Below are 25,862 nucleotides of genomic sequence, written 5' to 3' on the forward strand. Positions count from 1 at the left end.
CGGTATGTCCTGGGCGACAAAGCGCGGGGGAGAACGGTTTCCATGGAAGAGCTCAAGATCGGCACCGGCAGTAACGAGCCGATCGACCGCATTCCGGAAAGCTGCGGCGAGGTCACCGTCGGCTGCACCGACGTTGCGGGCATTGTCGAGGCGGTGATCAAGTCCTCCGAGATCCTGCGTGCCGAGCACACCGCTCTGCGCGGCACGGTCGAGGAACTCGAGGCCGACCAGCGCAAAGTCTCGCAGGCTAGCGACGAGGCTCGCATGCTCTCCGAGCGCGCCATCGACCGCTTGGGGCAGGGGACTGATCTGATCCAGTCCTCCCTCGGCCAGATCACTGACCTGCTCGAACTGGTCGACACGCTCACCCAGCACGTGACCGGCTTCGCGGCCGCGATGGACCAGGTGCGGCGCTGCTCGCAGGATATCGAGCAGATCGCCGAAACCACCAACATCCTCGCGCTCAACGCCACGATCGAGGCGATGCGCGCGGGCGACGCAGGCCGCACCTTCGCGGTGGTCGCGAACGAGGTGAAGAGTCTCGCCGGCGACACCCGCCGCGCAACCGAGGAAATTGCGCGCACGATCGATACGCTCGGCAGCGAAGCGAACTCGGTCATCGCGCAGATCGAAAGCGGCGCCGAGGCGAGCAAGGAAGCCAAGGCTTCGGTCTTCCAGATCGAGCAGACGATCCAGGGCGTCGCCGAACTGGTCGAGGAAGTCGACCGTCAGAACGACGAGATCGCTCGTGCGACTGGCACAATCAGCGGCCACGTAGGGCGGGTCCAGCGGGTGCTCGACGATTTCGACGCCGCGGCAATCGAGAACGAGAGCAAACTCCAGAGCGCCCACCGTCGCATGGTCGACCTCGAGATGACCGCCAGCGAGATGTTCGATTCGATCGTCAAGGCCGGCCTTTCGCCGCAGGACAGCGCGATGGTCGAGCGCGCGCAGGAGAACGCCCGCGAGGCCCAGCGCCTGGCCGAAGAAGCGATCGCGGCGGGCACGCTCAGCTCGGCGCAACTGTTCGATCAGGATTACCGCGAGATCGAAGGCAGCAATCCCAAGCGCTTCCGCACCTCGCTGATGGACTGGGCGCACGAGAACTGGCGTCACCTGCTCGACAGCGCGGAGGAAGGGAACGCCGCCGTCATGGGCGCTGCATGCACCGACATGAACGGCTACCTCCCGACCCACCTGACCAAGCACTCGCAGGCCCCGACCGGCGATCTCACGCACGACACCCATTCATGCCGCAACGGCCGCATCATCTTCGATCCGATCGACCAGAAGGCCAAGCGCAGCAGCGATCCCTACATGATGGCGGTCTACCGCCAGGAAGGCGACGGCAAGACCTACCGCGTAGTGCGCAACGTCTATGTCCCGATCTACATCGCCGGCCGCCGCTGGGGCGACTTCGAGCTGGCGTACAGCTTCGACTGAGCCAACGTTACGACTGCCGCCGCGCCATGAACGCCAGCCTCTCAAACAGCATCACGTCCTGTTCGTTCTTCAGCAGCGCGCCGTGCAACGGGGGAATGGCGCTGTTGGGATTTGCGTCTTGCAGGACCTCCAGCGGCATGTCCTCGTTCAGCAGCAGCTTGAGCCAGTCGAGCAGTTCGCTGGTCGAGGGTTTCTTCTTCAGGCCCGGCACGTCGCGGATCTCGTAGAACATTTCCATCGCCTTGGTGACGAGGGTTTTCTGGATGCCGGGGAAGTGGACCTCGATGATCTCGCGCATCGTGTCGCGGTCGGGGAACTTGATGTAGTGGAAGAAGCAGCGGCGCAGGAAGGCGTCGGGCAGCTCCTTCTCGTTGTTCGAGGTGATGACGACGATCGGGCGTTCCTTCGCCGCGATCCGCTCCTGCGTCTCGTAGACGTCGAAGCTCATCCGATCGAGTTCCTGCAGCAGGTCGTTCGGGAACTCGATATCGGCCTTGTCGATCTCGTCGATCAGCAGCACGGGCAATTCGGGCGCGGTGAACGCCTCCCACAGCTTGCCGCGCTTGATGTAGTTGCGGATGTCGTGGACGCGCTCTTCGCCGAGCTGGCCGTCGCGCAGGCGGGCGACCGCGTCGTATTCGTAGAGGCCCTGATGCGCCTTGGTGGTGGATTTCACGTTCCACTCGATCAGCGGCGCGTCGATCGCCTGGGCGATCTCGTGCGCGAGCACGGTCTTGCCCGTGCCCGGTTCGCCCTTCACCAGCAGCGGGCGGCGCAGCGTGACCGCGGCGTTGACCGCCACCTTAAGGTCCTCGGTCGCGATGTAGGAGCTAGTGCCTTCGAAGCGCTGGGTCATCCGGTTTCCTCTTGCAACTTTACGCGCGCGTTAAGCGGTGCGACGGGCGAGGGCAAGGGGGGAGCTTACCGCGGCAGCGACAGAATGCGCTGGGCGAGCAGCTCGAACGTAGCCGGTTCCACTGCCGCTTCGGGGTTGTTCCAGCTCATCGTCAGGATCCGCCATTCGCCGGCCTCGTCCTGCAGAAGCCAGGTGAGATTGAGCACTCCCGGTTCAGAGCCGCCCTTGTAGCCGACATAAGACCAGTCGGCGCGCTTCGCTTCGGATATGGACGGGGACACCGCCATGATCTCGCGCGCGGTCGGATCGTCGAGCGCGGCGATGCGGCGCAGCAATCCGGCGAGATCGCGCCCGCTGGCGAACCATTCGAGGCTGTCGATCGCGGTCGGCTGGGTGAAAGTCGGCTTGACGATCCGGTCCGGGTCGCCCGCGATCTCGCTTGCGAAAGCATCCAGCAGCCGCGCCTGCTCGTCCTCGCTCGCGGCCGCGTAGGCCTGCCCGCGTGCGAGATCGCCCTTGAGGCCGAACAGCTCGAGCGTGGTGAGGAATGGCAGCGTCTTGTCCGGTGCGGCATGACCGCTGGCCCGCAGTTCTTCCGCCACGGCATCGCGCCCGACGACCGCGAGGAGCTGATCGGTCGCGGTGTTGTCGCTGATGGAGATCATCAGCGTTGCGAGCGTATGGAGCGTCCCCGGCGCGCCTCTGGGCCAGTTTTGCATCACGCCGCTCGGCAGCGAATGCCTGTCGAGCGCAACGACCTCATCCCACGAATGTTCACCATTGGCGATCTGCCGTGCGAGGGCGGAGAGGATATAGAGCTTGAAGGTCGAGCCGATGGCGAACTGTCGCTCCTCGTTCACCGCCAGAATAGGTGCGGCGCCCTCCGCCAGCGGGGCGTAATAGACGCTCGCCTCACCCGGGAGCGCGGTGACGTCGGCAGCGATCTTCTGGGCGTCGTCGTCGATCGGTTCGAACTGGTCGACCCGCAGCCCGGCAACCAGTCCGCTCGCGTCGAGTTGCATCGTCCCGCGCGCGATTGCCCGCTCGAAACGCAGCGAAACGATGGCCCTGTCCGGCCCCTGCGGTTCGACGCTTTCAAGGCCTTGTAGCGCGCCGAATTGCGCCGAAAGCTGCTGGTGCAAGGCTTTGAGCTGTGCTTCCGGAACGGCGGCCAGGAAGCTGGATGAGAACACCTCGGCAGCGGGCCTCTCGCCCTGCAGCACGGCAACGACGCCTTCGGCGCTGCTTTCGAGCGGGGCAGGCACGGTCTCCTGCGCGTCAGGATGAGCGGGGGCGGCCATTAGAGCAAGCGCAAGCGCGATGGTGCGGAGCATATGGGTTCCTCCTGGATGGACGATATCGCGAATTCAGGCGAGCGCGTCGAGTTCGGCGATCTCGTTTTCGAGAAGGCGGGCGGCACGGCGGTTGAGCCAGGCGATGCCGGCGAAGATCGCGACGACGATGGCCGCAGGGATCGCGATCCCCGCCAGCGCGACGCCCCAGCCCAGATTTAGCGCAATCGGAAGCATCGATCCGACGAGCACCAGCGCTACCCCCGGCACGAGCGGCGCGAGATACCAGCGGGGGACGCTCGCGAGCGCTTGCCGCTGATGTTCGAGCTGCGAGCGCAAGTGGCTCCGGCAATCCGTCTCGGGGCGATGCGGCAGGTTGCTTGCGCGGTGGTAGAGGCTCGTCAGCACCACGGCCATGCCGGCGATGCCGAGCAGCCAACCGAGAGTCAGGATCATCTCGCCCGCCCGTGCGGCCTGCCAGGCAAGCCAGGCGAAGACCGGAATGACGAGCCCTCCAGCGGTATATTCGATCAGGTTGCGGCGGCGGATGTGGCGTTCGAACTCGGTGCGCTTGTGCACCAGGTCGTAAGGCCTAGTGAAGTGCGCGTCGGCGCCCTCGGCGGCCCAGCGATCGAACAGTGAATCGGTCATGGTGTCGGCCCTTCCTTCATGGGCTCTGCGAAGGCACTCGCGAGCAGCGTCTTGACGCGGTGGATGCGGACTTGCGCGGCATTGACGCTGAGCCCGGTAACTTCGGCGATCTCGGCGCCGCTCTGGCCTTCGAGCCACAGCAGAATCACTTGCGCATCGAGCGAGGCGAGGCGACGGATCAGTTCCTGCACGCGGGCAATGGCGTGGTTCTCCGCCGCCTGGCATTCGGCGTCGTCTGCGGCGGGCAGCGCCTCGATCTCGTCGAGCGAAATCGGGCGCGGGCGGTTGGCCGCGCTGTTGACGTGATCGGCCGCGACGTTGTGCGCCACTCGGTAGGTCCAGGTCTTGAGGGAACAGCGCCCGTCGAAGCGCGCGAAGCTGCGCCAAAGCTCGCAGTGGATATCCTGCTCGAGATCGCGCGCTTTTTCGGCGTCACGCTCCATCGTCCGGGCGAGCCGCGCTAGGGCGGGAGCGAATTGATCGCCGGCCGTGCGGTAGAGATCGTCCTGCGCCTGTGTCATGCCCCTCTTAGTCCGCTCATGGGCGAATTTCTTACACGCGCGGTGAAACTTCCGGCGCGCTCGAACGCATTGCTACCACGCTGGACGCTTTGAAGGAGGATGGATGCCAACCGAGACGCTGACGATTGCGGGGGCCGCGGGAAACGATCTCGCGGGCGCGCTCGATCTGCCCGAAGGTGATGTGCGCGGCGCGGCGCTCTATGCGCACTGCTTCACCTGCACGAAGCAGAGCCGCGCGGCGGTGGAGGTAAGCCGTGCGCTGGCGGAGCGGGGGATCGCCTGCCTGCGTTTCGACTTCACCGGGCTGGGGGCGAGCGGAGGCGAGTTCGGCGCGGACAGCTTTCCCGCCGATGTCGCGGATGTCGAAGCTGCAACCGCGGCGCTGGTCGCGCGTTTCGGTCCGGGCGTGCTGCTTGTCGGGCACAGTCTCGGCGGTGCGGCGGCGCTCGCTGCGGCGAGTGAACTGGCGGAGGTCGCGGCGGTTGCGACGATCGGCGCCCCGGCCGATGTCGCGCACGTTCTCAAGCAGCTCTCGGGTGATCTGGCGCGGGTCGAACGCGAGGGAAAGGGTGAAGTCTCGATCGGTGGCCGGCCGTTCACGATCACCCGCGCGTTCCTAGAGAACCTCCGCGGAATCGACCTCGCCGCCGAGGTCGGCGAGCTGGGGCGACCGCTGCTCATTCTCCATTCGCCGACCGACCAGCTCGTCGGGATCGAGAACGCGGCGCGGCTGTTCGAGGCGGCCCGGCATCCGAAGAGCTTCGTCAGCCTCGCCGGTGCGGACCATCTGCTGCTCGACGCCCGCGATGCCGAGTTCGCCGCGGCGGTGATCGCTGCCTGGGCGAGCCGCTACCTTACTTAGGCGTCGATCATCTCACGGTCGAATTCGCCGGCGCGGTTCTGGATGAAGTTGAAGCGGTGTTCCGGGTTGCGGCCCATGAGCTGGTCGACCAGTTCCTTCACCGCGTGGCGCTGCTCGTGTTCGGCGGGCAGGGTGATGCGGATCAGGCTGCGCGACGCCGGGTTCATGGTGGTTTCGCGTAGCTGCTGCGGGTTCATCTCGCCGAGGCCCTTGAAGCGCCCGACCTCGACCTTCTTGCCCTTGAACACGGTCTCCTCCAGCTCGGCGCGGTGTGCGTCGTCGCGGGCGTAGGCGCTCTCCTTGCCGGCGGTCAGCCGATAGAGCGGGGGCTGGGCGAGGAACAGGTGCCCGCGCCGGACGACCTCTGTCATCTCCTGGAAGAAGAACGTCATCAGCAGCGTCGCGATATGCGCGCCGTCGACGTCCGCGTCGGTCATGATGACGATCCGGTCGTAGCGCAGCGCCTCGGGGTCGCAGTCCTTGCGGCTTCCGCAGCCGAGCGCGAGGATCAGATCGGCGATCTCGCTGTTGGCGCGGATCTTGTCGGAGGTGGCGGAGGCGACGTTGAGGATCTTGCCGCGGATCGGCAGGATCGCCTGCGTCTTGCGATTGCGCGCCTGCTTGGCGCTGCCGCCGGCGCTGTCGCCCTCGACGATAAACAGCTCGGTCTCGCCGTCGCCTTCGCCCGAGCAGTCGGTGAGCTTGCCGGGCAGGCGCAGCTTCTTGGCGTTGGTGGCGGTCTTGCGCTTGACCTCGCGCTCCGCCTTGCGGCGCAGGCGCTCGTCCATCCGCTCCATCACCGCACCGAGCAGCGCGCGGCCGCGCTCCATGTTGTCGGCGAGGAAATGGTCGAAGTGGTCGCGCACCGCGTTCTCGACGAGGCGCGTGGCTTCGGGGCTGGTGAGGCGGTCCTTGGTCTGGCTCTGGAACTGCGGCTCGCGGATGAAGACGCTGAGCATGACCTCCGCGCCGGTCATCACGTCGTCGGCGGAGAGATCCTTCGCCTTCTTCTGGCCGGTCAGTTCGCCGAACGCGCGCAGCCCCTTGGTCAGCGCGGCGCGCAGGCCCTGTTCGTGCGTGCCGCCGTCGGGGGTCGGCACGGTATTGCAGTACCAGCTTCCGGCACCATCGGACCAGAGCGGCCAGGTGATCGCCCACTCGACGCGGCCCTGATCGTCGGGGAAGTCCTGCGTTCCCGTGAAGGGACGGGAGGTCACGCACTCGCGGTCACCGATCTGTTCGGCCAGATGGTCGGCGAGCCCGCCGGGGAACTTGAACACCGCCTCCGCCGGAATATCGTCGCTCGCGAGCGAGGCGGCGCACTTCCAGCGGATCTCGACTCCGGCGAAGAGATAGGCCTTGGACCGGGCAAGCTTAAACAGCCGCTTGGGGCTGAACCTGCGATCACCAAAAATCTCGGTGTCAGGAGTGAAGCTGACCGTGGTGCCTCGGCGGTTGGGTGTCGGGCCGAGCTCCTGCAGAGACCCCAGCGTCTCACCGCGCGCGAACTCCTGCGCGTAGAGCTGCCGGTCACGCGCCACCTCGACCCGCGTGTGGCTGGACAGCGCGTTCACCACCGAGACGCCGACGCCGTGCAGGCCGCCGCTGGTGGCGTAGGCCTTGCCCGAGAACTTCCCGCCCGAGTGCAGCATCGAAAGGATCACTTCGAGCGTCGACTTGCCGGGGAATTTGGGATGCTCGGCCACCGGCATGCCGCGGCCGTTGTCCGTGATCGTCAGGCGGTTATCTTCCTCGAGGCTGACTTCGATCCGCGTGGCATGGCCCGCGACTGCCTCATCCATCGCGTTGTCGAGCACTTCGGCTGCAAGGTGATGCAGGGCTCGGTCATCGGTCCCACCGATGTACATGCCCGGCCGGCGGCGCACCGGCTCGAGCCCCTCGAGCACCTCGATCGAGGAAGCGTCATAGTCGCCGCTCGAGGCGGGCGTGTTCGCGAACAGGTCGTCGGGCATGGTTCGGCCTATAGGCCGCGATTTCGCGCGGCTTCAAGCAGGCGGCGGTGCGTTATCGTCAACCTCAGAAGCCGCTCGGGGCGGGAGAGACGATCACGACCTGCCCGTCGCGCACCTCGCGCACTTCCATCGCTCGTTCGATCACGCCGCTGCGCTGGAAGCGGAACGGCCCATCGAGGCCGAGGAAACCGCCTTCCTCGCGCAAGCGTGCAACCGGGAAGCTGCGCCCGACGCCCCAGTCCTCCGCCACTCGCAGGGCCAGCAGGACGCCATCATAGCCGAGCGTCGAGATGCGATAAGGCTGCGATCCGAAGCGGCTGCTGTAGCTGTCGGAAAAGCGTTTGAACCGCGCGTCGGAAACGGCCGCGAACAGCGCGCCGCGGAGCGCCGTCGCGCTGGTCACGGCGCTTTCGCCGCTCCACAATTCCGTGCCGAGGATCTGCATCGTGCCGCCGCCGGAGCGCAGTTCACGCGCGGCAAGCGAGGCGAGCCGCGCGCCGTCGGCCAGCAGAACGGTATCGAAGCCGCCTTCGCCCGTTATCCGCTGGGCGGCGCTGACCACCGAGGTGTTGCTGCGGGTGTAGGTTTCGGTCGCGACCACCCGGCCGCCCGATTCGACGACGGCGGCGGAAAGGGCGGCTTCGGCGCGCCGGCCGTACTCGCCGTCGGGCACGATCGCCGCGAAATTGGCCGAGCCGCGCTGACGCGCATAGGCGACGCTGCGTGCGATCGATTGCTCGGGAATATGGCCCATCAGGAATACGCCAGAACCGGCGACGCTGGTGTCGTTCGAGAAGGAGATCAGCGGCACGTCGGCCGGACGAGCCTCCGCCAGCACCTGCCCCACGTTGCTGCCCAGCAGCGGGCCGAGGATCAGCTTGTTGCCGTCCGCAATAGCCCGGCGCGCCGCGTCGCGCGCGTTGGTCGAGGTATCGTAGGTGGTGATGCGCAGGTTGTCGGCATTGGTGTCGAGCAGGGCCATGGTCGTTGCATTGGCGATCGACTGGCCGACTGCGCCATTGGTACCCGACATGGGCACGAGCAGAGCGACCCGGTGACGCTCCTCGTCGTCAGGCAGGCCAGACTCGCTCGGCGTGGGCGTGGGCGTGGGCTCCGGAGCAGTGGAAGTGGCCGGCCCCTTCGGTATCACCTGGCAGCCGGCCAGAACGGCGCTTGCCCCGGCGATGACCAGCATCCGCCGATCCAATTTCCAACGCTTCATGCTTGCGGCTCCCCGTCGTCGTGTCCATGGATGCGGGAGTGGCCCACCAACCTCTCCAACCCGGTCTCTATATAGTCGCGACCCCGATTGGCAATCTCGGCGACATTACCGTGCGGGCAGCCGAGACGCTCGCGCGGTGCGACGGGGTTGCGTGCGAAGACACGCGCGTCACCGGCAAGCTCATGAAGCACCTTGGATTGTCGAAGCCGCTCTGGCGCTACGACGATCACGCCGGCGAGAAGGATCGCGCGCGCCTTGTCGCCGCCATGCAGGAGAAGGCGGTCGCGCTGGTGAGCGACGCCGGGACGCCGCTCGTCTCCGACCCCGGCTACCGCCTCGTGCGCGATGCGCGTGCGGCCGGCGTGCCGGTGACGACACTGCCCGGCGCCTGTGCGGTGATCGCCGGGCTGACCCTGTCAGGGCTTCCCAACGACCGCTTCCTGTTCGCGGGTTTCCTCCCGAACAAGGACAAGGCCCGGCGCGAGGCGCTGGAGTCGGCCGCGAGCGCGAACGCGACCGTGATCTTCTACGAAACCGCACCCAGACTGGTAAAATCGCTCGAAGCAATCGAGCAATTGCTGCCCGGCCGCGAGATCGCCGTCGCGCGCGAACTGACCAAGCTGCACGAGGAATGCCGGACAGGCAGTGCCGCCGAACTCGCTGCGCATTTCGCGGCCCATCCCGCGAAGGGCGAGATCGTGCTGCTGGTCGGACCAGGCACCGGCGAACCCGCGGGCGAGCACGACATCGACGCACTGCTGAGCGAAGCCCTGCAATCGGCCAAGCCGTCGCAAGCTGCGGCCCAGGTCGCCAGGGCGACGGGGCAGGACCGCAAGACGCTCTACGCCCGCGCACTCGAGCTGCGAGGGGCATGAAGCGGCAGCGGGCGGAGCGTGACGGCCGAGCCGGGGAAGGGCGGGCGGCGCTCTGGCTCCAGATGAAGGGCTGGCGCGTACTGGATCGCCGCCGAAAGACGCCGCTGGGCGAGATCGATCTCGTCTGCAAGCGGGGCAACGTGGTTGCGTTTGTCGAGGTCAAATGGCGCAAGGCTGCGGCGGAACTGGACTTCGCGATCGACGAATTTCGTCTCGGCCGCGTCGCCGCGGCGGTGGAGGCAGTCGCCCATGAATACGCGTCCGGCGGAGAAGACATACGTTTGGACGTGATCCTCCTTGCGCCGAACAGCTTCCCCCGCCACATCGTCAACGCCTGGCAGCCTTAGGGAATCTCAATGAGCTTACGCGTCGCCGTCCAGATGGACCCGATCGAGAGCGTCAAGATCGCGGGCGATTCCTCGTTCGCGCTGATGCTGTCCGCACAGGCGCGCGGGCATCGGCTGTGGCATTACGATGTTTCCACGCTCGCCTGGGAAGAAGGGCGCGTAACGGCTTGGGCGCGCGAGGTTTCGGTCCAGCGCGTCGAAGGCGACCACTTCCGGTGGGAGAGCGAGCTGCACCGAGTTGATCTCGGCAGCGGGATCGACGTCGTGCTCATGCGCCAGGATCCGCCGTTCCACCTCGGCTATATCAGCGCGGCCTTCCTGCTCGATCGCCTGAAGGGCGAAACGCTGGTCGTCAATGACCCCCGCGAGGTGGTGAACGCGCCGGAGAAGATGTTCGTGCTCGATTATGCGCGGTTCATGCCGCCGACGCTCGTAGCGCGCAAACTCGAGGATATTCGTGCCTTCCAGAAGAAGCACGGCGCGGTGGTGGTGAAGCCGCTGCACGGGAACGGCGGCAAGGCGATCTTCCGCATCGATGCCGACGGGACGAACCTTTCGGCGCTGTCCGAAGTGTTCAACCAGACCTGGCCAGAGCCGCACATGGTCCAGCCCTTCCTCCCGGAAGTGGCGGAGGGGGACAAGCGGATCGTGCTCATCGATGGCGAATTCGCCGGCGCGATCAATCGCTTCCCCGGCGAAGGGGAGTTCCGTTCGAACCTCGCGCAGGGCGGTCATGCGGAGGCGACGACGCTGACGGCGCGCGAGGAAGAGATCTGCGCGGCCATGGGCCCCGAGCTCAAGCGCCGCGGGCTCATCTTCGTCGGCATCGACGTGATCGGCGGCAAGTGGCTGACCGAGATCAACGTCACCAGTCCGACCGGGATCGTTGCCATCGACGCGTTCAACGGCACCGAAACCGGCGCCCTGATCTGGGATGCGATCGAGGCGCGGCTCGCGAACCGTTAGCGGCTTCGTCCGTTCTCCCGCCAATGAACGAGATTATCATCGAGGGGATCGCCCGCGGCGGCTATCTCGGCATCGCGCTGCTGATGGCGATCGAAAACATCTTTCCGCCAATCCCGTCGGAAGTCATCATGGGGATTGGCGGCGTGCTGGTCGCCCGCGGAGAGATGACGTTCTGGCCACTCATGCTCGCCGGCACGGTTGGTTCCACCGCGGGCAACTACGCCTGGTTCTGGCTCGGTGACAAGTGGGGCTACGAGCGCCTCAAGCCGTTTGTGGGCCGATGGGGGCGGTGGCTGACGCTCGACTGGAACCAGATCGAGAAGGGGTCGCAATTCTTCCGCCACCACGGCCAATGGGTCGTGCTGGTGCTGCGTTGCACACCGATCTTCCGCACGATCATTTCGCTGCCCGCCGGTCTCGCGCATATGAGCGTTTGGCGTTTTCTCGCTTTTACCTTCGTCGGAACCGCAGCCTGGAATGCGCTGCTCGTGCTCGGCGGGCGTGCGCTCGCACGATACCTAGAGGAATATGAGCACATCGTCGGATGGATCGTACTCGGCTTGGTCGCGCTTACGCTCGGAGCCTATTTTTGGCGCGTAATCACCTGGAAGCCACCGGGCGAACGGAGCGATTAGCTCCTCTCGCGCGGGTGCGCTGCACGATAGGTATCGAGCAGGGTCGCCGCGTCGACTTTCGTATAGATCTGCGTCGAACCCAGGCTCGCGTGGCCGAGCAGCTCCTGCAGACTGCGCAGGTCCGCTCCTGCGCCGAGCAGGTGGGTGGCGAACGAATGCCGCAAGGCATGCGGCGTTGCGCTGTCCGGCAAGCCAAGCGCAATGCGCGCGCGGGCCACGGCCTTCTGCACCATGCCCTGGTTGAGGGGGCCACCCTTGGCGCCGCGGAACAGCGGCTCGTCTCTCGCGAGAGGCCAAGGACATTGCCGCGCATAGTCGCTGACCGCCTCGCGAACGAGCGGCAGGATCGGCACCACGCGCTGCTTGCCGCCCTTTCCGGTGACTGAGAGCGTCTCGCCCAGCGGCAGATCGCCGCCCGACAGCGACAGGGCCTCGGCAATCCGCAGGCCCGCGCCATAGAGCAGCAGCAGCACCGCACGGTCGCGAGCGCCGATCCAGGCCTCACCGGCGGCGTCGGCGACCAGATCGGCGAGATTGCTCGCGTCGTCGGGCGTGACAGGACGGGGTAGGCCTTTCTTGATTCGCGGTCCCCGCAGACGCGGAGCGGCGGCGTCGGCATGGCCAGCGCGCTCGCGGGCGTGCTTCACGAACGCCTTGAGCGCGGAAAGCTCCCGCGCCGCGGAGGCATTGCCGAGACCATCGGCGCGCCGCCGGGCGAGTTGCGCGCGCAGAGCCGCGCCGTCAATCCGGGCGATCGGCGGCCAGTCCTCGGCACCGAGGGCCTGGAGCAGGTTCTTCGCCGCCGCGAGATAGGCACGCACCGTGTGCGGCGATCGGCGGCGGTTCTCCGCGAGATGGTCGTGCCAGTCGGCAAGCAGGTCGGCGGCACTCATGCGGCGACGAGTTCCGGATGAACGAGTTCGCCCAGCACCGCGTCGAGCACCGGCATCCCCTGGTTCGTCACCAGGAGACGGCCGCCTGCCCGGCGCACGAACCCGAGCCGCTCGAGCATGGCGCAGCCGTCTCGATCAATCAGGCGACCGGCATCGAGCCCGAGGCGCCCGGCGATCTCCGGCAAGGAAACGCCTTCGGAAAGGCGCAGGCCCATCAGCAGGGCTTCCGATGCACGGGTGGCAGGCGAGAGGGTGGTCCCTTCGCGAATGCCGTGCCCCTGCTCGGCAACCGCCGTGAGCCAGTTCTCCGGCTTCTTGTGCCGCAAGGTCGCCATGCCGTCTCGCCGTCCATGCGCGCCGGGGCCGATCCCGCAGTAGTCGCGGTAGCGCCAGTACGTGAGGTTGTGCAGGCTCTCTTGCCCGGGCCGGGCATGGTTGCTGACCTCGTAGGCGGGAAGCCCTGCGTTCGCCGTGATCGCGCGGGTAAGCTCGAACAACTCCGCTGCCGGATCGTCGTCAAGCGGAGCGAAGTGACCGAGCCGGACATCTGTGGCGAAGCGCGTGTTGGGTTCGATCGTGAGCTGATAGAGCGAGAGGTGGTCAGTCCCGAAGCCGAGCGCACGAGTCACCTCGACCTGCCACTCGGCAGCGGTCTGTCCGGGACGGGCGTAGATCAGGTCGAAGCTGACCCGCGCGAAACGCCGCTGGGCGATCTCTAGCGCGGTGAGGCTTTCGCGAACGTCATGCAGCCGCCCGAGGAACCGCAGCGCCGCGTCGTCGAGCGCCTGCAGGCCGAGCGACACACGGTTGATTCCTGCCGCGGCAAGATCCCCGAAGGCCGCCGCCTCGACCGAGGATGGGTTCGCTTCGAGCGTGATCTCGATCTCGTCTGCGAAGCCCCACAGCCGCTCCGCCTCTGCGAGCAGGTGAGCGACCAGCGCAGGCGGCATCAGCGAGGGTGTACCGCCGCCGAAGAAGATCGAGGTGAGCGGTTCGCCGCCCGCGAGCGCCGCTTCGTGCCGCATGTCCGCCACTAGCGCGCGCCGCCATGCCGCGTGATCGACCCCGTCGCGCACATGGCTGTTGAAGTCGCAATAGGGGCACTTCTTCAGGCAGAAGGGCCAATGGATGTAGAGTGCGCGTGCCACGGCAGATCCTCTAGCACGCTGCTCCTCCCCGGTGAAAGCGGGCCTTGTGCCGTTGCGATCGCTTGCGGTCCCACCTTCGCGGAGAGTCAGCTCGCGCCGAACTGCTCTGCCACGAGCTTCGCGAAGGCGTCCGCGCGGTGGCTGATGCGGTGCTTTTCCTCAGGCGTGATTTCGGCGAAAGTCTGCTCGTAACCCTGAGGCACGAAGACGGGATCGTAACCGAAACCGAGAGTTCCGCGCGGCGGCCAGGTGAGTGTACCTGGCGCCGTTCCTTCATAGACCGCGTGTTCTCCGTCGGGCCAGGCGATTGCGAGCACGCAGCGGAACGCCGCGTCGCGGGGCACGTCCGGTCCCTGCTGCGCAAGCATCCCTTCAACCTTGCCCATGGCCATGTACCAGTCCCGGCCCGGCTCGCCCTCGAACCACTGCCGTTCCGCCCAGTCCGCGGTGTAGACGCCCGGCCTTCCATCGAGCGCCGCGACCGAGAGTCCGCTGTCGTCGGCGAGTGCGACGATGCCGGAGGCTTGGGCCGCTGCCCGCGCCTTGATCAGCGCATTTTCGACGAAAGTCGTGCCCGTCTCGGCCGGCTCCGGCAGGCCGAGCGATCCCGCACTGAGGCACTTCACCCCGTACGGATCGAGCAGTGCCTGGATTTCCTTCAGCTTGCCCGCGTTATGCGTGGCGATCACAAGGCTGCCGGAACCGAGACGACGGGTCATTTCTTCACAGCATCCAGTTGGGCTGCGAAGATTCGGTCGCAGCCGATCCGCGCCAGGCGCAGGAGGCGGAGCAAGCCCTCTTCATCGTAGCACGCGCCCTCTGCGGTCGCCTGGGCTTCGGCAATCTTGCCGCCCGAAATCAAGACAAAATTCGCATCGGCATCGGCGGTGCTGTCTTCGTCGTAGTCGAGGTCGAGCACCGGCGTTCCCCGACAGATGCCGCAGCTCACCGCCGCGACCTGCGCCTCGATCGGATCTTCGGTGAGCGCGCCGCTCTTGATCAGGCCGTCCACGGCAATGCGCAGCGCGATCCACGCGCCGGAGATTGCTGCGGTACGCGTACCGCCGTCGGCCTGAATGACGTCGCAATCGAGGGTGATCTGACGCTCACCGAGCTTCTTGAGATCGACCACGGCGCGTAAGCTGCGGCCGATAAGGCGCTGTATTTCCTGCGTACGGCCGGACTGCCGGCCTTTCGCCGCCTCGCGCTGGCCGCGCGTGTGCGTGGCACGCGGCAGCATCGAGTATTCGGCCGTGACCCAACCTTCGCCTTTGCCGCGCAGCCATGGCGGCGTGCGCTCTTCGATGCTCGCGGTGCAGAGCACGCGCGTATCGCCGAACCCGATCAGGCACGAGCCTTCGGCATGCCGGGTAAAGCCGGTCTCGATGGTGATAGCGCGCATCTCGTCGGGCGCGCGTCCGGAAAGTCGCATGAAAGTCTCCAAAAAGAATCGCAAAGGTCCGTTCGCCTCGAATTTCGAGCGCCGTCCTTGCGTCTCGCGCGGCGCTAGAAGAAAATACGGCCCTTGGCCAATGGCCATCTTCGATTTCACCACGGGTGGAGCGAACAGGGAAATTGAAAGTCTGGCGATTGCGTTTAAGTCGGACCGATGCCCACACCACCCGTCACCGAACTGACAGACCGCGCCCGGGCGATATTCCGACTGGTGGTCGAGGGCTATCTCGACAGCGGACAACCGGTCGGGTCGAGGGCGCTCGCTGGCGAAGGCGGCCTCAATCTCTCTCCAGCTTCGATCCGCTCGGTACTGGCCGACCTTGAAGGACTGGGCTTGCTTGCCGCGCCGCATACCAGCGCCGGGCGCATGCCGACCGAAAGCGGACTGCGCCTGTTCGTCGACGGGATGATGCAGGTTGCCGAGCCGACTCGCGAGGAGCGCAATGCAATCGAGCGGCGGCTCGCCGAACCGGGCCCGATCGAGCAGGCGCTCGAACAGACGAGCGCGATTCTGTCGGACATCTCCGGCGCAGCGGGCATGGTCATGGTGCCGCGCCTGGAGCCCCGCCTTGCGCAGCTCAGTCTGGTGAATCTCGGGCAAGGGCGGGTGCTGGCGGTGCTGGTCGGCGAAGATGGGGCAATTGAAAACCGCGTGATCGAGCTGGGCGAGGGCGTCTCGCCGCAACTGCTCGAACAGACGAGCAACTACATCACTGCGCGCCTCGCCGGCAGAACGCTTCCCGAGGCAGTGGCGGCCATGCGCAGCGAAATCGCTTCCGGTCGCTCGCAACTCGACGAGGCGAGCCAAAGTCTGGTGGAACGTGGACTCGCGGTATGGAGCGAGGACGCGGCGCAGCGCCCTGTCCTGATCGTGCGCGGACAGGCGAAACTCCTCGACGAGGCCGCGCTCTCCGATCTCGAACGCGTCCGGTCGCTGCTCGACGACCTGGAGAACAAGCAATCGGTCGCCGAGTTGCTTGAAAGTGCACGCGAGGCGGAGGCGACGCGAATTTTCATCGGCAGCGAGAACCGGCTGTTCGCGCTCAGCGGCTCTTCGGTCATCGCATCACCCTATCGTGATCGCGAGGGCAGGGTGGTCGGCGTGCTGGGCGTGATCGGCCCGACTCGGTTGAATTACGCGCGGGTCGTCCCCATGGTGGACTTCACCGCCCGATCCCTGGGTAAACTCATCGGATAGACACGAAAAATCATGAGCGACAATGACAAGCGGCCGCACGACGAGGCCGTTGAAAAGGAACTCGAAGGCGTGCCCGAGGAATTCCTCGACGATGGCGACGCGGAAGATGGCGATAAAGCAGGCGACGTCGAGGGCGCGCTCGCTGCGTTGCGCGCCGATCTCGATACGGCGAAGCAGGACGTGCTCTACGCCCGCGCCGAGACTCAGAACGTCCGGCGGAGGCTGGAGAAGGACGTGCAGGACGCACGAAATTACGCCGCCACGGGTTTTGCGCGGGACATCCTTTCAATTGCGGACAATCTCGCCCGTGCACTCGATTCGGTTCCGGCCGAATATCGCCAGGACGAGAAGATGAGCCGCTTCCTCGCCGGGATCGAAGCAACGCAGCGCGAGCTCGAGAAGGTCTTCGGCCAGCACGGCATCACGCGCATCGCCGCGACCGGCCTGCCGCTCGACCCCAACGTCCACCAGGCGATGATGGAAGTGCCTGCGGGCGAAGGACAGGAGCCCGGCACGATCGTGCAGGAGCTACAGTCCGGCTACATGATCAAGGACCGCCTGCTGCGACCCGCGATGGTGAGCGTCGCCAAATAACGAGAAGTTCCGAGGGGAGGATTGATGAGGCTTGCGTTTCCCGCGGTTGTTGCCGCCAGCGTTATCGTTGCGCCACTGCAGGCGCAGGAAACGGCCGACGATCGGCTCTCCGCACTGACCGGCGAGTACTATGCCTACCAGTTGGCGCAGTACAAGCAGGTGGAGGAAGACAACGGAAGCACCGCGCCCGGGAGCGAACTGGCATCGGCCACGCCCGAGGCGCACTTGGCGCGCGCCGCCAAGGCGAAGGAGTTCCTGCAGCGGCTGACCGCGCTGGACGAGGACGCCCTGAGCCCGTCGTCACGAACGGACGTCGCGGTTTTCCGCACCCTGCTGGAAAGCGATATCGGTGACGCACGTTTTCGCGAATGGGAAATGCCGTTCGATAGCGACAGCAGCTTCTGGAGCTATCTCGCCCCGCGATCGGGCTTCACCACCGTGGAGGAGTACGAGCGCTATATCGGGCGCATGCGCGACATTCCCCGCTACTTCGACGAGCACATCGCCAATGCGCGTGCCGGGCTGGAGCGCGGGTTCAGCGTGCCGCGCGTGACACTCGAGGGACGGGATGCCTCTATCGCGTCGAACGCGGTCGAGAATGTCGAGGACAGCCCGTTCTGGACCGCCTTCGCCGAGATGCCCCAGCGTATTTCCGCGGCGGAGGCCGAGCGGCTCAAGGCGGCGGGTCGCGCGGCAATCGCCGAAAGCGTCACGCCGGCGTATGCCAAGCTGCTCGACTTCTTCCGCAACGAGTATCTACCCCAGACGCGCACTACGCTCGCAGCGGAAGAGATGCCGGAGGGCGCGGCCTACTATCAGCAGCAGATCGAGCAGTACACGACCCTCAGCCTGACGGCGGAGGAGGTCCACGAGATCGGCCTGACCGAGGTCGCACGAATCACGGCCGAGATGGAGAAGGTGAAGGCGGACGCCGGATTCGAAGGCACCTTGCCCGAATTCGTGCAGTTCCTGCGCACCGACCCGCAGTTCGTCGCCGACACCCCGGATGAGCTGATGGGCGTGTCGGCCTACGCGGCGAAGCGGGTCGACGGGGTGATCGCCGACTACTTCGGTTTCCTTCCGCGACACCGTTTCACCATTCGTCCCGTGCCTGACGCGATCGCGCCGTTCTACACCGCAGGGCGCGGCGGGCTCGATGCCTGCATGATGAACACCTACGATCTTCCGTCGCGGCCGCTCTACAACATCCCGGCACTGACGCTGCACGAATGCATCCCGGGGCACAGCTTCCAGGCCGGTGTGGCGCTCGAACAGGCGGAGGCGCCGCCGTTCCGCAGGCAGACCTACTTCTCCGGTTTCGGTGAGGGCTGGGGGCTCTACGTCGAGTATCTCGGCAACGAGATGGGCATCTACCGCACGCCCTACGAACGATTCGGCCAGCTCAGCTACGAAATGTGGCGCGCCGCGCGGCTAGTGATCGACACCGGGGTCCACCACTACGGCTGGAGCCGCGAGAAGGCGCTCGACTACCTCGCCAGCCGCACGGCGCTGTCGCGGCACGAGGTCGAGACCGAAGTGGACCGCTACATAAGCTGGCCGGGTCAGGCACTGGCTTACAAGCTCGGCGAAATGACGATCCGCCGCGTGCGCGCGAAAGCGGAAGAGGCGCTGGGCCAACGGTTCGACATCCGCAAGTTCCACGACGTCGTGCTCTCGCTGGGATCCGTACCTCTGCCAGTGCTGGAGCAGCGGATCGACGCCTTCATCGCCGACGGTGGGCAGGGGCTGCCCGGCGTCACATACGACTGACCGGGTTCTCGATTCACCGCATCGGCGGCGCCCTTACGGAACCATCGTCGGCGCAGCCCGTAGCACTCAGCACAGGGATGCAACGGAGAATCACTATGAAAGCCACAATGCTGCTCGCCCCGGCGCTGTTTGTCTCGTCGCTCGGGCTTACGGCCTGCGCGGAGAACTACGCCGTCGAGGGTGCCGGCGTCGGGGCCGCCGCGGGTGCCGGCCTCGCCGCGATTACCGGAGAGGACATCGAAACCTACGCCATTGCCGGCGCCGCGATCGGCGGCGTCGCAGGCTACTTCAAGGACAGGGACAACGACTGCGACGGCTGGTACGACCGCAACGGCCGTTACGTCGATGACGACTGCCGCAACGACGACCGCTATCGCGACTACTTCTGATCCGTCCTGGATCCGATCGAAAAGGGCCGCCGCTTAAGGGCGGCCCTTCACCCTGTCTGTGGGCAGGACCGTTCGAAAACCGCGGCTCTCAAGTGGCGCCGGGAAACCTGACTAGCAGATCATAGGCCCTGGCGTCCGGAGCACCGGCTAGCCTCACGCCGTTGCGCAGCCAGAACGCGTGCTTCACGATCTCTGCCTGCTGCTCGATGCCGTAGCGATCGAGCGGCCACCCAGGCTTGAGGCTGTAGTCGTAGCGCGCCCAGGGCATGCGGTTGAAGACGAGCCACCAGCTTCCTTTCCTCTGCGCCTGCCAGACGTGGACCATCTCGTGGATGAAGAGCCCCTGCCGGATGACCGGGACTTGCGCGAAGTCGTCGCAGTACGCCTCGCCCAAAGGGTGGAAGTGCAGGTGCCCGCGTGGCGCCATTGTGATCTTGCGCGGCTGAAAGGGAAAGAACTTGCGCCGGCGGATGGTGACCTTCGCATAGTCGATCGCGTCGCCGAAGATGGTGCGAGCGAGCGCGATCTCACCCGGCGTGAGCGGCCGCTCGCCGCCGGCCGGGCATACCGGCGCGGCGACAGGAGCGACCGCTTCGCTCAGCGCTCTTCCCCGGGGCCGCGGATCTCAGCCTCGAACGTGGTCTTGTCGCCGCCTGAGACGGTGAGAGTCACCTCGGTCGTCCCGCCCGGCTGCAGTTCGGGCGCGACGCCGGTCGCCATCACATGCTTGCCGCCAGGCTCGAACGCGACCTTGTCACCCTTCTTGAGCACCAATGGCAGCATTTCCTGCATCTGCACCTGTCTGTTCCATTCGCCATATTCGTGAAGCGAAGCGCTCTGCGCCCCTTCGACATGGGCGCGGGTAAGCGCGAGGTTGCGGCCGCCATCGTAGGCGAGATCGAAATAAACCGCGGCCGGATTGCCCTCCACCGGTGCGAGCACCATACGCGCATTCGTGACAGTTAGCCCTGGCACGCCCTCGGGTGCCTCGGCCGGCTGCTCGGTCGCGCTATCCCCACAGGAAGCAAGGCCGAGAGCGGCGACGGACAGGGCCGCAGCGGCAAGGATGGATGATTTCATGGTCGTTTCTCCCCTCTGAACACCGTACGAGGCTACCTCTCGGCGTCCCTTGTGCCAACAGAAACCGAACCTATATCCCGCACGTAATCGAGCCGCCGAGCAGTCTTGCCGGTTTCCGGGGGGCAAAGTGAGCGGCGTCCAACTATCGGAAGTGGAATAGGGAAACCATGGCGAAAGTAATCGGTATCGACCTCGGCACGACAAATAGCTGCGTTGCCGTGATGGATGGGGGCAAGCCCAAGGTTATCGAGAATTCCGAAGGCGCGCGCACGACGCCTTCGATCGTTGCGTTCACCAAGGATGGCGAACGCCTGATCGGCCAGCCCGCGAAGCGTCAGGCGGTCACGAACCCCGACAATACGCTGTTCGCGATCAAGCGCCTGATCGGCCGCCGCTACGACGATCCGACCACCAAGAAAGATCAGCAGCTGGTCCCTTACGATATCGTCAAGGGCAAGAACGGCGACGCCTGGGTCGAAGCCGGCGGTACCGAATATTCGCCTTCGCAGATTTCCGCCTTCATCCTGCAGAAGATGAAGGAAACCGCCGAGAGCTACCTCGGTGAGACGGTCACCCAGGCGGTAATCACCGTTCCCGCATACTTCAACGACGCGCAGCGCCAGGCAACCAAGGATGCCGGCCAGATCGCGGGCCTCGAAGTGCTGCGTATCATCAACGAGCCGACTGCGGCCGCGCTCGCCTATGGCCTCGAGAAGAACGAGGGCAAGACTATCGCCGTCTACGACCTCGGCGGCGGCACCTTCGACATCTCGATCCTCGAGATCGGCGACGGCGTGTTCGAAGTGAAGTCGACCAACGGCGACACCTTCCTGGGAGGTGAGGACTTCGACAGCGCGCTGGTCGAATACCTGGCTGACGAGTTCAAGAAGAAGGAGAACATGGATCTCCGTTCGGACAAGCTCGCTCTCCAGCGCCTCAAGGAAGCGGCGGAGAAGGCCAAGATCGAACTGTCCTCGAGCCAGCAGACCGAGGTCAACCTGCCGTTCATCACCGCCCGTATGGAAGGCGGCAGTTCCACCCCGTTGCACCTGGTCGAGACGCTGACCCGCTCGAAGCTCGAGCAACTCGTCGGCGACCTGATCAAGCGCACGCTCGAGCCGTGCAAGAAGGCGCTGGCCGATGCCGGGGTGGACAAGAGCAGCGTCGACGAAGTGATCCTCGTCGGCGGCATGACCCGCATGCCCAAGGTCCACGCGGTGGTCGAGGAATTCTTCGGCAAGAAGCCGCACACCGGCGTGAACCCGGATGAAGTCGTCGCCATGGGCGCGGCGATCCAGGCGGGCGTGCTGCAGGGCGACGTCAAGGACGTGCTGCTACTCGACGTGACTCCGCTCTCGCTCGGCATCGAGACGCTGGGCGGCGTATTCACTCGCATGATCGATCGCAACACGACGATCCCGACCAAGAAGACGCAGACCTACTCGACCGCCGAGGACAACCAGAACGCGGTGACGATCCGCGTCTTCCAGGGCGAGCGCGAGATGGCCGCCGACAACAAGATGCTCGGCCAGTTCGATCTGGTCGGCATCCCCGCCGCGCCGCGCGGCGTGCCGCAGATCGAGGTCACCTTCGACATCGACGCGAACGGCATCGTCAACGTCAGCGCCAAGGACAAGGGCACCGGCAAGGAACAGCAGATCCGCATCCAGGCCTCCGGCGGTCTCAACGACAGCGACATCGAGCAGATGGTGCAGGACGCAGAGAAGTTTGCCGAAGAGGACAAGAAGCGCCGCGCAAGCGCCGAGGCCCGCAATCAGGCGGACAGCCTGGTCCACGCGACGCAGAAGCAGCTCGAAGAGCATGGGGACAAGATCAGCGCCGATCTCAAGAGCCAGGTCGAAGCCGCGCTGGCCGAGGCGAAGACCGCGCTCGAAGGTGACGACGTCGATGCGATCAACGCGAAGGCGCAGGCGCTGACCGATCTTGCCATGAAGATGGGTCAGGAGATCTACAGCAAGGAGCAGGCCGCTGCGGCCGACGCCCCGACTGATGGTGCCGCCAGTGCCGACGGTTCCGAAGATAGCTCCGCGGAGGACGTGGTCGACGCGGAGTTCTCCGAAGTCGACGAAGACGGCAACAACAAGGGCTGAGACGCCCGATGAAGATCCAGACCGCCGCCGGTGCAACCCGCCCCGGTGGCGGCTAGGTCTTTAAGGGGCGGGGACACCATGCCGGCAACCGAAACCGATTTCTACGAGCTGCTCGGGGTCAGCCGCGATGCGGACGGCGCGACGATCAAGTCTGCCTATCGCAAGCTGGCGATGAAGTACCACCCTGACCGCAATCAGGGCTGCAAGGAGAACGAGGCGAAGTTCAAGGCGATCAGTGTCGCCTACGACTGCCTCAAGGACCCGCAGAAGCGTGCGGCCTATGACCGCTTCGGGCATCAGGCCTTCCAGCAGGGCATGGGCGGCGGCCATCCCGGCGGCGACTTTGCTGACATCGGCGACATCTTCGAGACGATCTTCGGCAGCGCTTTCGGCGGTGGCGGGCGACCGCAGCCGCGCCGCGGCGCCGATCTGCGCTACGACATGGAGATCGGCCTCGAAGAGGCGTTCCACGGCAAGTCTACACAGATCGAAATCGAAGTCTCGCAGACCTGCGAAACCTGCCACGGCTCAGGCGCGACGCCCGGCACGAGCACGCGCGGCTGCAATCTCTGCAACGGCTACGGCAAAGTCCGCGCCAAGCAGGGCTTCTTCGTGGTCGAGCGCCCCTGTCCCAACTGTCACGGACGCGGCGAAGTTCTGGTGAGCCCCTGCCGCGACTGCCGCGGGGAAGGCTGCGTCGACCGGCCGCAGACGATCGAGGTGGAGATTCCGCCCGGCGTTGACACCGGCACACGCATCCGCCTTTCCGGCAAGGGCGAGGCGGGCCCGCGCGGTGCCCCGCCGGGTGATCTCTACATCTTCGTACATGTCCGGCCCCATCCCGTGTTCCAGCGCGAGGGGACGACGCTGCTTTCCCGCGTTCCGATCAGCTTCACGACCGCTTCACTGGGCGGCAAGGTCGAGATTCCCGATCTCGGCGGCGAAACCAACATCGTAGACATCCCGGCTGGCATTCAGTCGGGCAAGCAGTTGCGCGTGCGCGGTGCGGGAATGCCCGTGCTGCAAGGCCGTGGGCGCGGGGACCTGGTGGTCGAGATCGCGGTGGAGACGCCGACGAAGCTCAGCAAGGAGCAGAAAGCGCTGCTCGAACAGTTCCGCGAGACCGAGACGGGCGACGAGTGCCCCGAGTGCCGCGGCTTCTTCGAACGCCTGAAAGATGCGTTCGGGGCCTGAAGGCTACTCCCGATAAGGGGTCGGTTCTTCAAATTCGTTCGGTCGCCAATACCTCGCTGCGGATCCGCTCCAGCAACCCTGGATCGGCGCGCAGCCGTTCGCGCTCCTCGTCCAGTATCGCGAGGAAGATCTTGTGCTTGAAAGCCGCCGGGTCGATCTTCAGGTCTCCGCCCTCGATGGTCGAACAGACCAGGTCGATCATCCGCTCCGCCCCGTGGAGCCGGCCCCAGAGATAGTCGTTCTCGCGGTAAGCGCGGCTGAAGAACGCGCCGAAGTTGTAGAACTCTATCCCGCGCAGCGTGGCCCGCGTGCCGCCCTCACGGATCGAGCGCGCATCGTCGGGACTGATCCGGTCGACCTTGATCGGATCGAACTCGGTCAATGCCTCGTCGCGCACCAGCGGCAAGGTCGCGACATCATAGAACGGGAAACCGAGATAAGTCAGCAGCGTCGGACGCCGGAGGTTCTTCGGCATCTTCTCGAGCGCTTCGGCGAGCATCTCCTCCGCCAGGTTGTCGACTTCGGACAGCAGCCGGCGCGCCGCTAGCGCGTCGATCACGGCGAACGGATCGTCGAGCACCTTCGCCGCGAGCAGCGGAAAGTCCTCGCCCAAATCGTTCGTCCCTTCACGCGCGAAGTAGAGAGCGAGAATGCTGTAGATCGCATCTCGCGCCGCCTCGACCGCGGCATCGGGTATCTCGGGATCGGCATCCCATTCACGTGACAGGCGGCGAGCGAGCAGGCGCAGACGGCGCACGCGAAAGCCGACATCGTGCGCACGGAAGAAGGCGATCGCCTCCGCATTCGCCCCGCCCGAAGGTGCGGAGAGCCGATCGAGCCCCCGTTCCGCAAGCGCGTTGCGCAGCACGGCGATGATCGGCCGCGCATCCGGCAGCTTGAGCTCCGGTGCGGCATCGAACACCAGTTCCGCAAGGCTCTCCACGATACCTGTGAACTTCGCCTGGGCGTAGGACTGGAAGGCATAACCGGCCTGCTCGGCGGCGGCCTGCTGCGCCTTCGCCCGCCAGGCGTGGAGCCGCTTCGGTGTCGGACGGTCGAGAAACAGCGTCAGCCCGAACAGCCGCTCCACGGCCGCTTCCACGTCGGGCCGCAAGGCGGCGATCATGTGCTGGCGTCGCTCAGCCTCGTGCGACTGGCGTTCGAGAACTTCCAGATTGTCGCGGATCGGCTGCTCGCGCGGGATGGTCGAGAGCGATCCGAAGATCGCACCGAAGAAGCCGACTGGATCGCCGTTCTGCTCGCGGATCGAGTGCGTCCGGTCGGGGCGCGGGTCGATATAGACGAAGCGCCGGTCGACCTCCCGCTGGGCCGGGCGGCCGCGAAGCGCGCGCATCGCGCCTTCGAACGGCTTGTTGACCAGGACCGATCCGTCGATCAGCGAGATTCCCTCGGCTGAGCCCTGCCGCAAGTTGACTGGCATTGCCCGCTCCAGGAACTTGTGCCGCTCGCTCCATTCGACCTTCCGCTCGCGCGCCAGGCGGTCGATCTCCTTGAGCTGCAACGGCGGAAACGCGCCGGGGAAGCTTGCGGTGGCACGGGCGGCGAACGTGAGCTCCAGGGGGTCGGCCAGATCGTGTCCGCCGTCGGCCGGTACTCGGGCGGTGAAACCGATCGGCAGGCGGTGCTCGCTCTCCTCCACCACCGGCGGACTGTTGAGCCGCAACAGTTCCAGGTGCCCGCGGAAATCGGTTGTCGTCACCATCAGGTCGATAGGATGCCGGGGCGGCAGCAGCGGCTTGCCGCAGGGCGCCTTCGCCATCGCATCCAGCGCCTCGAACAGGAGGTGTGAGAAACCTAGGCCCGAGAAGGGCGGTTCGAACCATCGGCTGCGGATGAAGCTGGAGACCTTGCGCCGCACCTCCGCCTGCGTCTCCGGCGCCACGCTCTCCGACACCGCGTTGCCGGGGCGTTGTAGTACCCACCACGCCAGCGGCTGCGCCCAATACTTGGCGAAGCGCCAGACGGGCTCCGCCTTGGGATCCACGAGGCGCTCGACGTCCGCCGCTGAGAGCCATAGCTCGGTCAGCGGTTCCAGCGAGCGCCCGGAGTGGATCGCCTGCGCCAGGAACACCGCGTTGATCCCGCCCGCGCTCGCGCCGCTGAGGATGTCAGGCAAGACGCGCAGCTTGAGCTCATGCTCCGCCTCGATCGCCTCCAGCAGTTCGCGGTAGACGCCCTGCACACCGTCGGCGAGCGGGTCGGCCGCATGGAACGCACGGCTCGCGCTGGCGAGCTTCCAGATCTCCTTGGTGACCCCGTGCATGTAGACCGCCAAGCTGACGCCGCCGTAGCAGACGAGCGCGATCCTCAGTTCCTTCTGCCGCATTGGGCGCCTTGTGGCGGGCAATTGCGGCGAAGGCAATTGC

Annotated in this window: 25 protein-coding genes; 12 read left to right on the forward strand and 13 right to left on the reverse strand. The window is 66.0% G+C overall.

What is annotated here, in order from left to right:
- Positions 1-42: 42 nt before the first annotated feature.
- The gene (locus AC3A5N_RS07305; RefSeq protein WP_487736644.1) at positions 43-1,443 is read left to right on the forward strand and encodes a methyl-accepting chemotaxis protein; all 1,401 of its coding nucleotides are present in this window, start codon (positions 43-45) and stop codon (positions 1,441-1,443) included.
- 7 nt (positions 1,444-1,450) lie between these two features.
- Here AC3A5N_RS07305 and AC3A5N_RS07310 read toward each other — a convergent pair whose 3' ends face one another.
- From AC3A5N_RS07310 to AC3A5N_RS07325, 4 genes are all read right to left on the reverse strand, one after another.
- Entirely contained in the window at positions 1,451-2,299 is an 849-nt protein-coding gene (locus AC3A5N_RS07310) for an AAA family ATPase (protein ID WP_487736645.1), read from the reverse strand.
- Between the two features lie 65 nt (positions 2,300-2,364).
- A complete protein-coding gene (locus AC3A5N_RS07315) occupies positions 2,365-3,633 on the reverse strand; it encodes a serine hydrolase (protein WP_487736646.1) in 1,269 nt (422 codons plus the stop codon).
- Positions 3,634-3,666: 33 nt separating this feature from the next.
- Positions 3,667-4,242 carry a hypothetical protein gene (locus AC3A5N_RS07320; protein ID WP_487736647.1) on the reverse strand — a complete coding sequence of 192 codons (576 nt, stop codon included), beginning with the start codon at positions 4,240-4,242 and terminating at the stop codon, positions 3,667-3,669.
- Complete coding sequence (locus tag AC3A5N_RS07325; RefSeq protein WP_487736648.1) at positions 4,239-4,763, reverse strand: RNA polymerase sigma factor; 525 nt, start codon at positions 4,761-4,763, stop codon at positions 4,239-4,241. The genes AC3A5N_RS07320 and AC3A5N_RS07325 overlap by 4 nt, the downstream gene beginning before the upstream one ends.
- A 103-nt stretch (positions 4,764-4,866) precedes the next feature.
- On the opposite strand from AC3A5N_RS07325, the gene AC3A5N_RS07330 reads away from it, so the two are divergent.
- Complete coding sequence (locus AC3A5N_RS07330; protein WP_487736649.1) at positions 4,867-5,625, forward strand: alpha/beta hydrolase family protein; 759 nt, start codon at positions 4,867-4,869, stop codon at positions 5,623-5,625.
- On the opposite strand, the gene parE is transcribed toward AC3A5N_RS07330, so the two are convergent.
- Entirely contained in the window at positions 5,622-7,598 is a 1,977-nt protein-coding gene (parE, locus tag AC3A5N_RS07335; RefSeq protein WP_487736650.1) for a DNA topoisomerase IV subunit B, read from the reverse strand. The genes AC3A5N_RS07330 and parE overlap by 4 nt on opposite strands.
- A 64-nt stretch (positions 7,599-7,662) precedes the next feature.
- Entirely contained in the window at positions 7,663-8,820 is a 1,158-nt protein-coding gene (locus AC3A5N_RS07340) for a penicillin-binding protein activator (RefSeq protein WP_487736651.1), read from the reverse strand.
- Positions 8,821-8,846: 26 nt separating this feature from the next.
- On the opposite strand from AC3A5N_RS07340, the gene rsmI reads away from it, so the two are divergent.
- The 4 genes from rsmI to AC3A5N_RS07360 are packed head-to-tail and all read left to right on the forward strand — an operon-like array spanning position 8,847 to position 11,643.
- Positions 8,847-9,695 carry a 16S rRNA (cytidine(1402)-2'-O)-methyltransferase gene (gene rsmI, locus AC3A5N_RS07345; RefSeq protein WP_487736821.1) on the forward strand — a complete coding sequence of 283 codons (849 nt, stop codon included), beginning with the start codon at positions 8,847-8,849 and terminating at the stop codon, positions 9,693-9,695.
- A complete protein-coding gene (locus AC3A5N_RS07350; protein ID WP_487736652.1) occupies positions 9,692-10,042 on the forward strand; it encodes a YraN family protein in 351 nt (116 codons plus the stop codon). Before rsmI ends, AC3A5N_RS07350 begins: the two co-directional genes overlap by 4 nt.
- Positions 10,043-10,051: 9 nt before the next feature.
- Entirely contained in the window at positions 10,052-11,008 is a 957-nt protein-coding gene (gene gshB / locus AC3A5N_RS07355) for a glutathione synthase (protein WP_487736653.1), read from the forward strand.
- A 23-nt stretch (positions 11,009-11,031) separates the two neighbouring features.
- Complete coding sequence (locus tag AC3A5N_RS07360) at positions 11,032-11,643, forward strand: DedA family protein (protein ID WP_487736654.1); 612 nt, start codon at positions 11,032-11,034, stop codon at positions 11,641-11,643.
- Here AC3A5N_RS07360 and AC3A5N_RS07365 read toward each other — a convergent pair.
- The 4 genes from AC3A5N_RS07365 to rph form a co-directional block, all read right to left on the reverse strand.
- The gene (locus tag AC3A5N_RS07365) at positions 11,640-12,536 is read right to left on the reverse strand and encodes a tyrosine recombinase XerC (RefSeq protein ID WP_487736655.1); all 897 of its coding nucleotides are present in this window, start codon (positions 12,534-12,536) and stop codon (positions 11,640-11,642) included. The two genes, AC3A5N_RS07360 and AC3A5N_RS07365, sit on opposite strands and share 4 nt — an antisense overlap.
- Positions 12,533-13,684: a radical SAM family heme chaperone HemW gene (gene hemW / locus AC3A5N_RS07370; RefSeq protein ID WP_487736656.1), complete on the reverse strand. Its 1,152-nt coding sequence runs from the start codon at positions 13,682-13,684 to the stop codon at positions 12,533-12,535. The genes AC3A5N_RS07365 and hemW overlap by 4 nt, the downstream gene beginning before the upstream one ends.
- An 86-nt stretch (positions 13,685-13,770) precedes the next feature.
- Positions 13,771-14,403, reverse strand: coding sequence for an RdgB/HAM1 family non-canonical purine NTP pyrophosphatase (gene rdgB / locus AC3A5N_RS07375; protein ID WP_487736657.1), 633 nt, complete (start codon positions 14,401-14,403; stop codon positions 13,771-13,773).
- Positions 14,400-15,116, reverse strand: a complete 717-nt coding sequence (rph, locus tag AC3A5N_RS07380; protein ID WP_487736822.1) for a ribonuclease PH — start codon at positions 15,114-15,116, stop codon at positions 14,400-14,402. The genes rdgB and rph overlap by 4 nt, the downstream gene beginning before the upstream one ends.
- 177 nt (positions 15,117-15,293) lie before the next feature.
- On the opposite strand from rph, the gene hrcA reads away from it, so the two are divergent.
- The 4 genes from hrcA (at position 15,294) to AC3A5N_RS07400 (ending at position 19,090) form a co-directional block, all read left to right on the forward strand.
- Positions 15,294-16,337 (forward strand): heat-inducible transcriptional repressor HrcA, encoded by a 1,044-nt coding sequence (gene hrcA, locus AC3A5N_RS07385; RefSeq protein WP_487736658.1) that lies wholly within the window; start codon positions 15,294-15,296, stop codon positions 16,335-16,337.
- 12 nt (positions 16,338-16,349) lie between these two features.
- A complete protein-coding gene (locus AC3A5N_RS07390) occupies positions 16,350-16,931 on the forward strand; it encodes a nucleotide exchange factor GrpE (protein ID WP_487736659.1) in 582 nt (193 codons plus the stop codon).
- A gap of 24 nt (positions 16,932-16,955) precedes the next feature.
- Complete coding sequence (locus AC3A5N_RS07395; protein WP_487736660.1) at positions 16,956-18,701, forward strand: DUF885 domain-containing protein; 1,746 nt, start codon at positions 16,956-16,958, stop codon at positions 18,699-18,701.
- 95 nt (positions 18,702-18,796) lie between these two features.
- The gene (locus AC3A5N_RS07400; RefSeq protein ID WP_487736661.1) at positions 18,797-19,090 is read left to right on the forward strand and encodes a YMGG-like glycine zipper-containing protein; all 294 of its coding nucleotides are present in this window, start codon (positions 18,797-18,799) and stop codon (positions 19,088-19,090) included.
- A gap of 88 nt (positions 19,091-19,178) precedes the next feature.
- Here the strand turns inward: AC3A5N_RS07400 and AC3A5N_RS07405 are convergent, their stop codons facing one another.
- Complete coding sequence (locus tag AC3A5N_RS07405; RefSeq protein ID WP_487736823.1) at positions 19,179-19,691, reverse strand: vgr related protein; 513 nt, start codon at positions 19,689-19,691, stop codon at positions 19,179-19,181.
- Complete coding sequence (locus AC3A5N_RS07410) at positions 19,688-20,170, reverse strand: copper chaperone PCu(A)C (RefSeq protein ID WP_487736662.1); 483 nt, start codon at positions 20,168-20,170, stop codon at positions 19,688-19,690. Before AC3A5N_RS07410 ends, AC3A5N_RS07405 begins: the two co-directional genes overlap by 4 nt.
- A gap of 167 nt (positions 20,171-20,337) precedes the next feature.
- On the opposite strand from AC3A5N_RS07410, the gene dnaK reads away from it, so the two are divergent.
- Positions 20,338-22,281 carry a molecular chaperone DnaK gene (gene dnaK / locus AC3A5N_RS07415; protein WP_487736663.1) on the forward strand — a complete coding sequence of 648 codons (1,944 nt, stop codon included), beginning with the start codon at positions 20,338-20,340 and terminating at the stop codon, positions 22,279-22,281.
- A gap of 78 nt (positions 22,282-22,359) precedes the next feature.
- On the forward strand, positions 22,360-23,475 hold the full coding sequence (dnaJ, locus tag AC3A5N_RS07420) for a molecular chaperone DnaJ (RefSeq protein WP_487736664.1): 1,116 nt from the start codon (positions 22,360-22,362) through the stop codon (positions 23,473-23,475).
- Between the two features lie 28 nt (positions 23,476-23,503).
- Here the strand turns inward: dnaJ and AC3A5N_RS07425 are convergent, their stop codons facing one another.
- Complete coding sequence (locus AC3A5N_RS07425) at positions 23,504-25,822, reverse strand: patatin-like protein (protein ID WP_487736665.1); 2,319 nt, start codon at positions 25,820-25,822, stop codon at positions 23,504-23,506.
- Positions 25,823-25,862 lie beyond the last annotated feature (40 nt).

It is taken from the genome of Pelagerythrobacter sp. Soil_C_18, assembly GCF_057657235.1.